Here is a 14,190-nt window from a genome sequence, read left to right as displayed (position 1 = left end):
TTTTCTGCATGAACATTCGACCTTAAACCAAACAGTTTTTTGAAAATTTGTTATTCAATCGAAATAGCGATAAAATTAAGCTTGTCTGCTGTGATTTTGCTTTCGGCAAAAGCCCAATAGCTGCATATTACGTCTCCTTGATGATCTGCTATAATGATCAGAAGTATTTTAATTGCAATTTGATTCTCATCGGATCAATGTAAAAATCGGGAAATTAGAAAATGCTTATAGACAAAGGTATAAGTTTAGTATTTTACCTTACTCATTTGTTGTGTGGATATTCATACAGATCTTTGTGTGGGATCCTTTGATCAATTTTTTTAGTTAGCCGAACCCCCAATCACGCTTGATGTGTGTGAGCAGGCATGAATGCAAAAAGATCACATAGAGGAAATGGAAATAATTTGAAAATCGCAGTAACGCTTTCAGCCTAGTAAACTCCACGGAGTTGACTCCAACGGCGTTATTTTGAAATGCAGGTTTGATATGTATCCCCGATACATAGAAGAGACTTTCTAAACCAGCGGCCCCAAACAGGCAGATTTTGGAGATGAAATATAAATGAATTGAATGAATATCCGAGAGATATTTACGTCATGTAGGGTACTGTTGTGTGCCTTATTTTGTCGTTACTCAGAAAACTATCAGTGAGGCGATTAAATAATTTACTGATCGGAAAAAGAGAATTTAGTAACGACAAAATCCAGCACCCAAAATCTGCCCACCAGTGATGGTATCAAGAATTGCAGTTAATGAAAACTAGATACAAGATAAAGCGCCGCCTTTTAGAAAGGCTGCGTTTTTGGTACTTTTTGCGCGACAAAAAGTAGGATAAAAGGAAAAAGATAATTTTCCGGTTAATATTTTTTATAATTGTTTTTTAGGATTAAATCCTTCTTTTAGTATTAGTAAAAGTATGGTAAATGGAATGTGACAGCTTTAATAGGAATCATTTCGATTGCTGTTTATTTCACCCCAAGCCGACTTGAGTGACATGGTACCAATAAATGGGACACTGATCTAATTTAGTTAAAAAATAAAATTAGTACACATTTTACCCCTGCGACAAAGATAAGCATTGCTCCCAAAATGTCAAGAGCAAGTCGAGTTCCGCCGGAAGAATACAGAATAAAGAGGTCGGCGGAACTCTTGACATTTTGGGAGCAATAAGCTTGGTCCTCGTCTAAGGGTAAAAATGCAAAGTCATGTTTTGTTTCCATATTAGTTGCAATGAGTGAATTGATTTTTCGAATAATAAATATTTTCAAATTCTAAGGGTGTATAGTATTGAATGGATGAATGCCTTCTGATTGTGTTGTAATAGCCATCTATGTATTCAAACAGAGTGAATCTTAATTGATCCAAATCATCAAATACAGTACCTCTAATGCATTCGCATTTGAGCCTTGAGAAAAATGATTCGGCAATTGCGTTGTCATAAACTTCGTTTTTGCGAGTCATACTTTGTCTATTTCCTTTAATGGCATTTTTGAAATCTTTACTAGAGTACTGCGTTCCTCGGTCAGAATGGACAATCACACTTAATTTATTTTGGATGCATTTCAGTTTTGCTTTATTGAAGGCTGAAATAACCAGTTCGCTTCTCATATGAGTCTGAACATCCCAGCCCACTACTTTATGCAAATAAGTATCAATCCAAGTTGAAAGATAGGCCCATTGGCCATTCTTTAAAGGAATGTAGGTAATGTCACCAACCCATACTTCATTTGGTTTTTGCGCCTTTCCAAAATCAAGAAGTAAATTGGGTGCAGGAAATTTGGTCCCGGTGGAATCAGTTGTTTTTGGAACAAAACTCTTTGGCTGGATTGCTTTCAAATTTTGTTCCTTCATACATTTGCGAATCAAATGGCGGCTAACATTTTTTGAATATTTTACGGCTAATTCCATTTTAATTCTACGACTTCCATACCTATTCATATGAGAGTCAAATACGGATTTTATTCGGTCTCTTAATCCCAAATGTTTAGTGGGAGAATCCCTCCTGTGGATAAAATGATACAAAGTATTCCTTGGAATATTCATCATCTTGCAAAGCTTGTTAGTAGGATACACACCGCTTAGACTCTGGATAAATTCAGCTTTTGGTTTCATGTCTGCCGGCTGAAAATGTTCAAGGCTTTTTTTAAAATATCCCTTTCCATTTCAACATCCCTTAATTTCTTACGGAGCTGTTCAAGTTCAGTATAAGGATTATTTGTTCCTGGCTGGACGGAAGCATTCCTGGTAATCCTGATTTGACTACGCCAATTGTAAAGCATTTGCTTACTAACGCCAAGAGAATCAGCTAATTCGCTAGCGTTCTTCCCGGATTCGAGCAAATGAATGGCATTAAGCTTAAACTCGGTATCGTACCTCCTCCTCCGATTGTTTGTCTTTGATTGATCCATAACACAAATTTAAGTTAGATTTGTGTACCATTTTCTTGGACCACTTCAGAGAGATGGTGGACAAAAGGCGTTAAGCTAAGTTATTAAATTGGAAATATGGAACAACTAAAACTTTCATCGTTAATTGAGTCAATTAAAGTATTATTTAGCAAATAAAATTTAAATGTTATCATATTATTAACAACAATTAACATATAGTTCGTTTTTTTTTTTTTTTTTTTTTTTACAAGCCTTATCTTTGTCTCACAGTTCTATAACTTCAAAGGCCTTGACAGCAATAACACAGCGGGTGAATACATAAGTCCACCGAACACATCATAATTCACAAGGTAGGTGGGGATCAATACACTTTATAATTACTATTATGAAATCTCCATGTAAATTAAATTACTGAATTAGGCATTTAACTTACTTTAAGCATTTTGTAAAAAGCTGGCTTATGTTTGACCATTCGTGCCATCAAGTTTTCAAAAATGTCTCCAGTCATAAAATGTCTATTGTATCTATAGGTGTATTCATCAATATATGCTTGAAGATGATCGACAGAATGATGTATGCCACGTAGCCACCCTTTAAATCCCATTATGTGTAATAACCTAGACTTGATCTGACAGTTGGCGATAAAAAAGAATAATCCAACGCTTCAACAAAAGTAACAATTGTTCCGTAAAAGTCAAGAGCGAGGCAAGTTCCTTCGGAACTCTTGACATTTACTCCACAATTTAGTTTGTTGACGTTTACGCGTTGAATTACTCTATTCATGATCTTCTTTATTCAAAATGAGTTTCTAACATTTTATCAATTGCAATATTTTTTGACTCGATGTGAGTTTGCATAGGAGTTTTGCCAAAGCAATATTTTCCGGAATGAGGTCTGTCCGAATTATAGTAATGTAGCCAATCCTCCAAGTCAGCCTGTAGCTCTTCAATAGATTTGTATAACTTTTTACGGAAGGTAATGGCATAAAATTCATTTTGAATGGTGCGGTGGAATCTTTCACAGATACCATTAGTCTGTGGGTGTCGTGCTTTGATCTTAGTATGTTCAATATCCTCCAAACTCAGATAAAGTTCGTACTCATGATATTCTCTTTTTCCACAGTATTCCGTGCCACGATCGGTCAGTATCCTGAGTAGCCTGATTTGCTCATGTTCATAAAATGGCAGGACTTTATCGTTTAGCAAATCGGCTGCTACAAGAGCATTTTTACGATCATAGATTTTTGCCAGAACTACCTTAGAGTAAGTGTCAATGTAGGTTTGTTGATAGATACGACCAACGCCTTTGATATTGCCAATATAATAAGTATCCTGAGCTCCCAGATAGCCCGGATGATATGTTTCAATTTCACCTTGAGATTCCAATTTTTCTTTCTTACGCTCCAAGGCTACAACTTGGGCTTCTGTAAGAATTATTCCATCCTGGGCCACTTTGGCTTCGAGGGCCTTTAATCTCTTTTGGAAGGTCTCCAGATCGTGCCTCAACCAAACACAACGAACTCCACAAGGGGATACAAATATTCCTCTCTTAACAAGCTCATTTGCAACCCTTACTTGTCCAAAAGCTGGATTGTCAATAGCCATATCAACAACTGCTTTCTCTACTTCGGGAGCCACTCGATTCTTGACCAGTGGTTTGCTCCTGCTGACTTCGATTAAGGCCATTTCGCCTCCTGTGTCATACATCTCTTTAATCCTGTAAAAACTATCCCTGGAATACCCCATTATTTTACAAGCTTGAGATACATTTCCCAATTTTTCTGCTAAATGGACTAATCCCAATTTAGTTTTGATTAATTTTGTTTCTAATTTCATTTTCTGACAGTTTAGTGGTTAATTAATTATTTTTGACAACTTAAAATTAATCACTAACTGTCAGATTAAGTCTAAACTATTACAAGTAATAGTGTGCAGAACCCCCGTAAATGGTCGTGCTGCGTCTGCACTCAACTTTCGAGGAAATGCCTTCGGCATTCCCTCGAACAGAGTATGACTTTATGTCATCGGAGATAGATGCCTTCGGCAATATCCCTGAACAATGGCTTAAAGCCAGTGTTACAGCCCAAAGTCAGTGCCTGTTGTGCCTCACCCTAAAAGACGACACTGCCCAATGATGAAAAAATGAAGCAAACAATAATATTCAGACAAGAAACACAAGACGACTTTACAGAAGTTTTTGAAGTTAATCGTACAGCTTTCAAACAGGATAACGAAGCAAAATTGGTGGAATCTTTAAGAAAAAATAAGACAGTTTTTGTTCCAGAACTTTCAATTGTAGCAATTTTTGACAATGAAATGGTTGGACATATTTTGTTCACTAAAATCAACATTTAAGACGCCAAAGGAAACCTGAACGAAAGTCTGGGTCTTGCGCCTATGGCTGTTAAACCTGAACTTCAAAAAAGTGGAATAGGCGGACAACTAATCAAAAAAGGATTTGAAGTAGCAAAAGAATTAGGTTTCAAATCTGTAATCGTTTTGGGTCACGAACATTATTATCCAAAGTTCGGATTTGAACCAGCCGAAAAATGGAATATCAAACCACCTTTTGACGTTCCTTCAAATGTTTTTATGGCAATTGAATTGGCAACTGACGGACTTAAAAACATATCTGGAACAGTTGTTTATCCAAAAGAATTTGATACAGTATGACAAGACAAAACACCACTGAAAAAGAAGGGCGAAGGCATTACATCAACTAAACCCAAGCAGGGGTTTTGTGCTTCGTAGGACGGTAAAGTAGTAAATTTGCAGTTCTGTTCTTTGTAGGTAGTTCAGTGGTTAAAACCCCTGACTTGGTAAAGATGGGAACCGTTGAGGAAATGCCTTCGGCATTCCCTCGAACGGGCACTGACTTTGTGCCATCGGAGATAGATGCCTTCGGCAAATCCCCGAACAATGGCTTTAAGCCATTGTAACGGCCCAAAGCCAGTGGCCATTAGCGAATATGCATCCTTAGGCCAGGAATAAAGTAGAGATTGATATGTATTTTGTAGGAACATAATTTATGAAAAATATATTTCTATTGTTTTTAACTTTTAACTTTACATGGTCCACTATTAACTGCTTTGCGCAGATTGCGAAAATCGACTCTCTCATTGCAAGAATAAACAAGACGAATGACGATACGAATAAGGTAAAACTATATCGCAAACTTCTTTATCAGTTCACCATAATTCCTTCCGATGACCCTGAGAAATACGTGCTGCCGGCTATCAGTTTATCCGAAAAATTAGATTTTGATGTTTTTAAAATAAAAGTAGCTTCGGGGCGGGTGTATTGGAAATTGGGTAATTGGGATTTGGCATAAAAGTATCATTTTGAAGCACTCAGGCTGGTAGATGAAAAAAAAGATCCGAAGAAATTCGCTCAAGCCTGCAGTAACATCGGCCAGGACTATGCTGATGGCGGAAATTTTCCGGAGGCATTAATGTATTTTGAAAAAGTAAAAGATATATACCAACAGATTCATGAAGAGGAGAGACTGGCAGAAACCTATATGTTAATATCATGGGTTCACTCTCACCAGGGAAATTATATTGAGTCATCAGAAGCAAACTTGGCGGCTTTAAGTACTTTTGAGTCGATAAATGATGATTATGGCGCTGCCATAGCTTCCGGCAATCTGGCTGGCGATTATTTGAAACTGGATAAAAACAAAGAAGCCATATACTATTTAACAAAAGGGCTGTCAACCCTTGAGAAGAATGGAGACTATGTGAACCTTTCCGGCATTTTTCTCAAGCTGGCAAATACATTTATGAATCTTAAAAATTACAATGAAGCTGTTAAACAAATTCAGACCGCCTTTGAGTAAGGAAAAATGATAAATGATAAGATCCAGATGGGGGATGCACGCAGTTTGCAGGCCGATGTTTATTTCAGGCAAAACAATTATGCAGAAGCTGCCAGGTTCTACCAACTTGCCATTGAATATTATAGTGAAGTTAAGGCAGCATATCTTCTTGCAACACTGTATAGTAAACTGGGTATTTGTTATGTGCGCCTCAATAAGCCTCAACAGGCCAGGGCTACTTTGGATTCAGCAGCACGCTATGGTAATGCGCTCGATTCACGCGAATTGCTTTCCGACTATTTAAACGGACTTCAGCTTTTCGACAGTTTGCAGGGTAACTGGAAAAGTGCTTACCTGAATCATTATAATTATGTAAAAATCCGCGACAGTATTTATAATGACGATATCACCAAGAAGCTTCTGCAAAATCAGCTGCAATATGAATTTGACAAGAAAGAAGCTCAAGCCAAAGCCGATCAGGAAAAGAAAGACATTCTTCAACGCACCATTCGCAATTCTATTGCTGCTACGCTCGCAGGCGCATTAATCTTCTTATTGGTTGTTTACCGACAGCGGAATAAAATTTCCAAAGCGCGCAAACGCAGCGATGAGTTGCTGCTGAACATTCTACCAGGAGAAGTTGCTGAAGAATTAAAAGATAAAGGCAGCGCTGATGCAAAACATTTTGATGAAGTCACTGTAATGTTTACCGACTTCAAAGGGTTTACACAAATTTCTGAAAAACTCACACCTGCAGAACTGGTTGCGGAAATAGATACATGCTTCAAGGCATTTGATTACATCATCACTAAACACAACATCGAAAAAATAAAAACCATTGGCGATGCCTACATGTGTGCAGGCGGTTTGCCTTTATCTAATAAGACACATGCGGAAGATGTTGTAAAGGCAGCTATTGAAATTCGAAAATTTATGCTCGAACATTTTCAGCAACGGAAAAATGAAGGCAAGGTAGTTTTTGAAATCAGAATCGGTATTCACACCGGACCTGTGGTAGCAGGAATTGTGGGTGTAAAAAAATTCGCTTACGACATCTGGGGAGATACGGTAAATATAGCTGCGCGCATGGAATCAAGCGGTGAAGCCGGAAATATAAACATTAGCGGCAGAACGTATGAATTAGTGAAAGATAAATTCAAATGCACACATCGCGGAAAAATTCAAGCGAAGAATAAAGGGGAGATTGATATGTATTTTGTAGAAGCAGTTTGATAGCATGAGTATCAAATAAGATAACAAGGGATTAGAAGAAATGCCCTGTACAGCGGTTCTTCAAACATTTGTGTACCTAATAATCATTTGCGGTAAGATGACACTTCGTACTTCTAAACTGTTACTTCTTTAAGCCACGAAACAGTAATTAGACAGTTGAAATACTATTCACTAAATTACTAAGTTAAAAAGTATCTAGGTATTTTAAATATGAAGAGCATTCGTAGTACTACAATTATTAATTCTGCATAATTATACAATTGCACAGCAGCTCATTAAACAAAATATGGATTTCTCAAGCGTGGCTGCGTTTTGGGTTATTGCTGAGAATATTTCAAATGAAAAGTTTACAGAAACGGATTGGGATTATCTTTTTTCAACAGGGTACTATAAGTTATACGAGAATTGGTGCCAGAGAAATACCATTCAATAGATGATGGTGATGGCTTTATCACCAAAATTGAAGTCAGAGATGGACGGTCTGTTAAAATTAGCTAATTTCAATGCCTTTATTTTTATGCAAATACTTTCTACTTATTCCGATAAGCCTAAACTACAAATATTTAGGAGGAACTTAGCTAAAAGCAACTTGCAAAGAAAGATTGTGAGTAAGGCAAATAAGTTTTACCTAGCGATTTGAATTCACTAACTTTTCAACCATTCATTTATTTTGGAGTATTTCAGCCAGACGCAAACGCCTCTGAGAAAAGTCTGGCTATTGATTTAAAACTTTATTATGAATTGGCAGATCCTGTCGGCCTGATTGCACATGAATATCATTATTTCTTAACGATGATTTATAGAAAGAAATTTATGGAGTTTAAAAATGATGGCACGAGTCTAAATATGAAGTCAATTTCACAACTACAACTAGAAGGAATTGATGATTTGATAGATAAATATAGATTTTTTATAGTGACTAGAGAGGTTATCCATCGATTATTGCTGCAAATTTCTAGAGATTTTACGCAAATCCACTTTCTGCTTTACAACAAATAGATTCCTAGTTGATGGCTACTTCAAATGACCCAAGCAGTGTCAAGAAAAACTCGGAGGAAATCTATCATTTACTTCCACTGGGTGGACATCCACATGGATTTTACATGGCAAAAACAATCCAAAAGGCCTACTGGAAAAGAAAGTTATAAAGTATCGTCAGAAATCCTTTTAACTTTATCTATGTTTTTAAAAGTGCCTACAAGAAACTGAACGGTACTGCAATATTCTCAAATGAACCAATTCTGTTTTTATCTAATATTGAAAAACGCATTCATTTTGACAATTCTGCAATATTCATATAGGAGAAAGCAGCCTCCTTTGATCATCTTATCGAGACCGAACAGCTTGCAGCACCGATTTTGCCTTAGAAGGAGTGATGCCGCTTTGACAGGGCAGGCTGTGGTTTTTTGAATATCCTACCTTGCATCCATCCCCTAGGCTTTGGGGATGATGTATTGTCAGTTTTGTGCCCCTAATTCCACCACAGGACCATTATCCTACCGCTGTGCAAGAGATCTCCCTACGATCGGCATCTTGCACTACGAAGGCCTGACTAGTTCACATGTTATAGGATGGATATTGTTCATACTGTCTATACCATCGAACAAATTTTAACTTGTGAATATATGCAAAAAATCACCTCGCTTTGTTAGTATTTTTTCTATCTTCGCAAGTGTGGTATCCGTTAGTGCGCGTTAAAAGGGAACAAATGGAAAGAATGTTTACATATAAAAATAAGACAGCAATTGTTACTGGTGCAGGCTCAGGGATAGGTCTTGCAATTTCTAAGGAACTAATTGCGCGGGGAGCAAAAGTTTGGTTGACAGATATTAATGAAGAAGGAGTGAAAAGTGCTTCCGCAGAGCTCGGAACCAATGCATATCCCATTTTATTGGATGTCCGCAACGCAAATGGAATTAAAATTCTCGTAGACCAAGTTGTTGCTAATTTCGGTAGTCTTGATTTTCTGTTCAATAATGCAGGCATTGGTATTTGTGGAGAAATGCATGAACTGGGCGTTGAACATTTCGACAGAATAATTGATATAAATATCAAAGGTGTTATGAACGGAATTGCGGCCGCCTATCCTATAATGGTGAAGCAAGGTATGGGTTGTATAGTCAATACAGCTTCTATTGCTGGACTATTGCCTGCTCCGCTCATGGTGGACTACTCCATGACCAAATATGCGATTGTTGGTTTATCAAGGGGTTTGAGAATTGAAGCTAAAGAACATGGTGTTCAAATAAATGTTTTATGCCCTGCAGCGATTGAAACTCCGCTGATAGATTCAACAGGCCCGAATGATTTAAGTTATATTTCCCAAAGGAATAGCCTTAGAGACTATGTGAGCAAATTAGGTAAGCCTTATCCAGTTGATAAATTCGCTAAGCATGTCCTTGATAAAGTCAAATCAAATGAAGAGATAATTATTGCTCCTAAGCAAGGACGTTTAATTGCAACCCTATTCAGAATAATTCCTGGATTGGTGTTGAGTATTGTTCGGAAAAACTATTTAAAAGAGTTACAAAAACACTCTGATTGAAAGAAGGAATAAATAGAAATAACCCACCAACAATGGCTATGACGGCAATCTTCCAAACCTCTGCCTTCGTTTGGCCTAATCCTTGGCAACAGTAGATTAAAACGATAATAGAGCTCAGAAAAAATTGAGGCATGAAAATCATAAGAGTCATAGAGAAAATTGGAAAATTCTTTCTCTACTTTGTAGGAGTAATTATTATCCTGTTGGTATCGCTGGTTTTAATAATTCGATTCAATAGCAATGGTCAACAAGAACCTTTTAAAGATTTAGAAGGAAAAGTACTACCTAATAGTATTGCTCTTCATGAAGATAAAATAATTAATGGCGTACCACAACGATTAACTATCCGAGGTAAAAACGTTAACAACCCTGTTCTTTTAAAAGTTCATGGGGGTCCGGGAAATTCCCATATACCATTCCTCTCGCGCCTATTAAACACTGACCTGGAAGATTTATTTGTAGTATGTTACTGGGACCAACGTGGCTCAGGGACAGCCTACTCATCAGAAATTCCTGATTCTACAATAACGCTACAACAAATTGTTGACGATGGAATTACTGTAACAAACTATTTAAGGGAGCAATTTAAAAAGGAAAAAATTTATATTGAGGGTACCTCGTGGGGCACAACCGTTAGTGCTTTTATGGTACAAAAAAGACCAGAACTTTTCTTTGCATACGTTGGTATTGGACAAATGGGCAATCAAACATTATCAGAGCAGATTTCATACGATTTTGTCCTGCAAAAGGCCAAAGAAGCCAATGATACTATATCAGTTAGCAGACTGAAATCAATTGGGCGACCCCCATACAAAACAAATGAGGAAATGATAGTTGCGGTTAATGTTGAGAGAGTGATTGGTCGAATGTATAGTCCTCTACCACCGCCAGGAGACCAGGAGCAACAGCAGAGTATCTTAGAATTCTTAATAGATAACGGAACATCATTTGAATCCAAATTAGGACTATTTATTCCGGGCGCTGAAAATAAATCACCTGCCTTTGAATTATTGTGGCCTACTTGCGCAAACGTTAACTTATTAAGAGATGTTCCAGAATGGAAAATACCTGTTTATATACTTCAAGGAGAATATGACCATCAAACCGAGTTTTCAGTTGCAAAGTCTTATTATGATTCTCTAAAAGCTCCGGAAAAACAATGGTTCACTTTTGATAGGGCCGGACACAATTGTATTTTTGAAAACCCACAAAAATACCGGATGATTATTGAGAATGATGTTTTAAAAAGATAGAATTAAGATATCTATAGTTGCCAACACTGTGTTTATTTAATTGCGTGGTTCGGTGCTGATGAATCAAATTGGTTTCTTAACTTAGTGTAGCCCCGGTGAACAGTTGAGGAGCATGTCGGGCCTAGTATTTCGCCGCTCTCCATTTTTAAGCCCTCATAATCCTGCAACTAATTAAGAGCAAAGCATTGTGCAAGATACCCATATTCGATCCGCATCTTCCCAAAGAAGACCAGCCGATGTCACATGTTATATGATGGATGCCTTCCTTATGTTGTTGACCTTCGCTAACATGCGACTTTCGATATTTCAGTAAAATATTTTCTCACTTTGTTCGGATATTTTCGAATTTCGCAAGTCAGGTATCCCTTGGCAACAATTGGAAGGATTCCTGGACAAAGACGTGTTAACTGATATCGATGGTTGACTTTAAGCAATTTTAGTAATATGAATAAGCAAATATACTTTTCTATACTTCTCTTATTTTTTTCTTGCACAAGTAGCATCAGCCAAACAGCCGGCCGAATTTTCTACTCCACTTTTAGTCCGCAGGATTGGGATATTTATATTTCAAAAGATCAGGGAAAGAGTTTTGAAAAATTCACTGACCACCCTTCGTTAGACTATGATGCTGTAATCAGTCCAGATGGAAAATGGGTGGTATTTACCTCAGAACGTTCCGGCGTGCCAAAATTATATGTGCAATCCGTTGATGGTAATCAGTCAGCAGCGTTACTTATCAATAGCAGCTCTTTACAGGATCAAGCTGCATTCTCCCCTGATGGCAGTAAACTGGCTTTTGTAGGCTCTCATGAAGGAAACTCAGAAATCTATCTTATGCCATTCATGCCTGATTCAATCCAGGATGTTTCAATGGCAGTGAACATCACCAATAATTCCGGTGGAGATTTCCGTCCTGCCTTTTCGCCGGATGGAAAAAGGATTGCCTTTAGTAGCGACAGAGGTCATGAAATTATTCCACATCCGCGATTCTCGTTCGCACGCCAGCGCATCGGAGATATTTATTCTGTGGATGATTCAGGTAACAACCTAAAGCGGCTGACTGATTCAGAATTCTGGGATGGTAGTCCTCAGTGGTCTGATGATGGGACCAGGATTGTTTTTTATAGCGGACGCGCCGGCTTCAATTCAATTTTTGAAATGAATGCAAATGGCTTGGATCAAAAGCAACTCATCGATTTTTCAGGTCCGGCCGTTTCTCCTCAGTATGTCGCCAATGGTAAGGTCGCTTTCACAACTTGGCAAAGTGAACGTGATTTTAAAATTATGTTATATGATGTAAAAACGAAGATAGCTAGTCCACTGTTTTTGCAAAACTTGGATCTGATGTTTAATGTGAATATTCATCCCAACGGAACCATCGTATTTCATGGAGGAAAGTATGCACCAAGTCTGGGTGCGCCCGGTAAATTTGGTTTTGACGGAGATGCTCTTGCAAAACTTCCAGACACCCTGGTATTTGCCAATCAAAAAGTGCAAGCATTTGGTTTAAGAAGAGCATTTGTAGCGCCCCCACAAAAAGGGAATACCTTACTCTTCTATGATGCTTCAGACATTCAAAGTTTCTTTGGTGTATTTAAGCCACTGGGATATAGCATGTTTTTGCTGCCTGTGTTAATGGTCGTGTTGTTTCTTTTGGGTATTGTTTTAGGTATTGTACACAGAAAGTTGATTTCATTTTGGAGGTATCTGTTTTTTAGTTTGCTCACTGTGATTTTTGGAGTGGTAACGGGTGCTGTTTTTCTTTTTGTGGATACAATCAATCCCATGCCCGTACTAACTATTCGTGTAACGATGGGTGCGCTCACCCTTGTGTTGAGTTTATTGGCGTGGTGGCAATACAAAAAGTCGAGGCTGTTGCAACATTCCGCAAAGGAAACTTATCGGGTAGCAAAATTATATTGCTGGCTGTTCATTGGTCTATCTATTTTTTCATTGGCTTGTTCGGCTTTTATAAATCAATTTGTACACTCAAGCATTCATTTTTATCAAGTTGACTATCTGACCGGAGAGAAGATGCCATTGTTCAGTTTGGAAAAAGAATCGAATACCAACCCGGCAAACTTTCGCGTATTGGATAGTAAAATATTGCACGATGGTAAATCTTTTATATTCACCACGGGAAGTTTTAGAGGAAATGCGGGCACTCAGGGAGATATCTGGAAATATGATTTTGAAACTAAGAATGTCGCCAAGCTGGCGGACTCACCTTTTAATGATGGATTCGCTGACATTAGTGAAAATGGCAAGATGGTATTTAGAAGCGGGCGCAGTGGAGATTTTGACATTTACTTACAGATTGGTGGTGAAATCATTAACCTGACCCATGATGCGCATCGAGATAATTTTCCTTCTATTTCAATACAGGGCGACAAGATTGTTTTTTCCTCCGATAGGTTAAGAAAAGCAGGCGAATATAAAACGATGGACATTTTCCTGATGAATTTAACTCCTGATAATACCTGGACAGAACCTACGATGGTTTCAATGGGCCAGGGGCAAAATGCACATGCTCATTTTTCACCGGATGGAGAGTGGATTATTTACACAACTGAAGCTTATGGCATTAACGATGAGCAAGCGTTAATACAGCCCATAATATTTTCACCCCAGATGTACGGGGAAATTGTAGCCTTTAACCTTACAACTAAAGAACACATTCGGATCACACACAACAAATGGGAAGATGGAACTCCACTTTGGGTTGAGTATTAAATTGGCTGGTAAGGATAACCCGAAGATAGATTTAAACACAGGGATATATCACCTCTCAAACCGATGAAATATAATCTAAGGGCTAATAGAAATTTGAATGGTACACAGACATGTCGCAAATAGGAGACTTACTTTCGTTTCTGCGATTACCACGGACCAAATTCAATTCAATGGTTGTTAATACCTAATTTTTCCCTACAAGACAAGGCAAGCTCCCCAAAGT

The 14,190-nt window shown here is 37.9% G+C and carries 12 protein-coding genes and 2 pseudogenes; 9 read left to right on the top strand and 5 right to left on the bottom strand.

The genetic code is table 11. The features are described 5' to 3' along the window. Positions 1 to 1,221: 1,221 nt before the first annotated feature. The 5 genes and pseudogenes from IPM48_00405 to IPM48_00385 form a co-directional block, all read right to left on the bottom strand. Positions 1,222 to 2,112 (bottom strand): IS3 family transposase, encoded by an 891-nt coding sequence (locus tag IPM48_00405; protein ID MBK9270031.1) that lies wholly within the window; start codon positions 2,110 to 2,112, stop codon positions 1,222 to 1,224. Beyond that, positions 2,109 to 2,408: a transposase gene (locus IPM48_00400; protein MBK9270030.1), complete on the bottom strand. Its 300-nt coding sequence runs from the start codon at positions 2,406 to 2,408 to the stop codon at positions 2,109 to 2,111. The genes IPM48_00405 and IPM48_00400 overlap by 4 nt, the downstream gene beginning before the upstream one ends. Positions 2,409 to 2,811: 403 nt before the next feature. Next, positions 2,812 to 2,994 (bottom strand): annotated as a pseudogene (locus IPM48_00395) (IS1595 family transposase). Then, complete coding sequence (locus IPM48_00390; protein ID MBK9270029.1) at positions 2,991 to 3,170, bottom strand: hypothetical protein; 180 nt, start codon at positions 3,168 to 3,170, stop codon at positions 2,991 to 2,993. Before IPM48_00390 ends, IPM48_00395 begins: the two are co-directional and overlap by 4 nt. An 8-nt stretch (positions 3,171 to 3,178) precedes the next feature. Then, positions 3,179 to 4,222: an IS481 family transposase gene (locus IPM48_00385; protein ID MBK9270028.1), complete on the bottom strand. Its 1,044-nt coding sequence runs from the start codon at positions 4,220 to 4,222 to the stop codon at positions 3,179 to 3,181. A 146-nt stretch (positions 4,223 to 4,368) separates the two neighbouring features. On the opposite strand from IPM48_00385, the gene IPM48_00380 reads away from it, so the two are divergent. The 9 genes and pseudogenes from IPM48_00380 to IPM48_00340 all read left to right on the top strand — a co-directional run bounded on the left by IPM48_00380 (position 4,369) and on the right by IPM48_00340 (position 13,967). After that, entirely contained in the window at positions 4,369 to 4,521 is a 153-nt protein-coding gene (locus IPM48_00380; GenBank protein ID MBK9270027.1) for a hypothetical protein, read from the top strand. Positions 4,522 to 4,528: 7 nt separating this feature from the next. Further along, positions 4,529 to 5,059, top strand: a pseudogene (locus tag IPM48_00375) (N-acetyltransferase). A 355-nt stretch (positions 5,060 to 5,414) separates the two neighbouring features. Then, on the top strand, positions 5,415 to 5,717 hold the full coding sequence (locus IPM48_00370; GenBank protein ID MBK9270026.1) for a hypothetical protein: 303 nt from the start codon (positions 5,415 to 5,417) through the stop codon (positions 5,715 to 5,717). 24 nt (positions 5,718 to 5,741) lie between these two features. Next, positions 5,742 to 6,224 carry a tetratricopeptide repeat protein gene (locus tag IPM48_00365; protein ID MBK9270025.1) on the top strand — a complete coding sequence of 161 codons (483 nt, stop codon included), beginning with the start codon at positions 5,742 to 5,744 and terminating at the stop codon, positions 6,222 to 6,224. 111 nt (positions 6,225 to 6,335) lie between these two features. Then, positions 6,336 to 7,436 carry an adenylate/guanylate cyclase domain-containing protein gene (locus IPM48_00360; GenBank protein ID MBK9270024.1) on the top strand — a complete coding sequence of 367 codons (1,101 nt, stop codon included), beginning with the start codon at positions 6,336 to 6,338 and terminating at the stop codon, positions 7,434 to 7,436. A gap of 636 nt (positions 7,437 to 8,072) precedes the next feature. Further along, a complete protein-coding gene (locus IPM48_00355) occupies positions 8,073 to 8,435 on the top strand; it encodes a hypothetical protein (GenBank protein MBK9270023.1) in 363 nt (120 codons plus the stop codon). A gap of 709 nt (positions 8,436 to 9,144) precedes the next feature. Further along, positions 9,145 to 9,981, top strand: a complete 837-nt coding sequence (locus IPM48_00350; protein ID MBK9270022.1) for an SDR family oxidoreductase — start codon at positions 9,145 to 9,147, stop codon at positions 9,979 to 9,981. Between the two features lie 131 nt (positions 9,982 to 10,112). Next, on the top strand, positions 10,113 to 11,234 hold the full coding sequence (locus IPM48_00345) for an alpha/beta hydrolase (GenBank protein MBK9270021.1): 1,122 nt from the start codon (positions 10,113 to 10,115) through the stop codon (positions 11,232 to 11,234). 444 nt (positions 11,235 to 11,678) lie between these two features. Then, a complete protein-coding gene (locus IPM48_00340; protein ID MBK9270020.1) occupies positions 11,679 to 13,967 on the top strand; it encodes a PD40 domain-containing protein in 2,289 nt (762 codons plus the stop codon). The last annotated feature ends 223 nt before the right edge of the window (positions 13,968 to 14,190 follow it).

It is taken from the genome of Saprospiraceae bacterium (assembly GCA_016715965.1).
Taxonomy (GTDB): Bacteria; Bacteroidota; Bacteroidia; order Chitinophagales; family Saprospiraceae; genus Vicinibacter.
Note: the sequence above shows the minus strand (reverse complement) of the source record. Positions and strands in the feature narration are given on the sequence as shown.

Excerpts from the sequence above, each read along its gene's own strand:
- IPM48_00405 (MBK9270031.1), bottom strand. The coding sequence starts at position 2,112 with ATGAAACCAAAAGCTGAATTTATCCAGAGTCTAAGCGGTGTGTATCCT.
- IPM48_00400 (MBK9270030.1), bottom strand. The coding sequence starts at position 2,408 with ATGGATCAATCAAAGACAAACAATCGGAGGAGGAGGTACGATACCGAG.
- IPM48_00390 (MBK9270029.1), bottom strand. The coding sequence starts at position 3,170 with ATGAATAGAGTAATTCAACGCGTAAACGTCAACAAACTAAATTGTGGA.
- IPM48_00385 (MBK9270028.1), bottom strand. The coding sequence starts at position 4,222 with ATGAAATTAGAAACAAAATTAATCAAAACTAAATTGGGATTAGTCCAT.
- IPM48_00380 (MBK9270027.1), top strand. The coding sequence starts at position 4,369 with ATGCCTTCGGCATTCCCTCGAACAGAGTATGACTTTATGTCATCGGAG.
- IPM48_00370 (MBK9270026.1), top strand. The coding sequence starts at position 5,415 with ATGAAAAATATATTTCTATTGTTTTTAACTTTTAACTTTACATGGTCC.
- IPM48_00350 (MBK9270022.1), top strand. The coding sequence starts at position 9,145 with ATGGAAAGAATGTTTACATATAAAAATAAGACAGCAATTGTTACTGGT.
- IPM48_00345 (MBK9270021.1), top strand. The coding sequence starts at position 10,113 with ATGAAAATCATAAGAGTCATAGAGAAAATTGGAAAATTCTTTCTCTAC.
- IPM48_00340 (MBK9270020.1), top strand. The coding sequence starts at position 11,679 with ATGAATAAGCAAATATACTTTTCTATACTTCTCTTATTTTTTTCTTGC.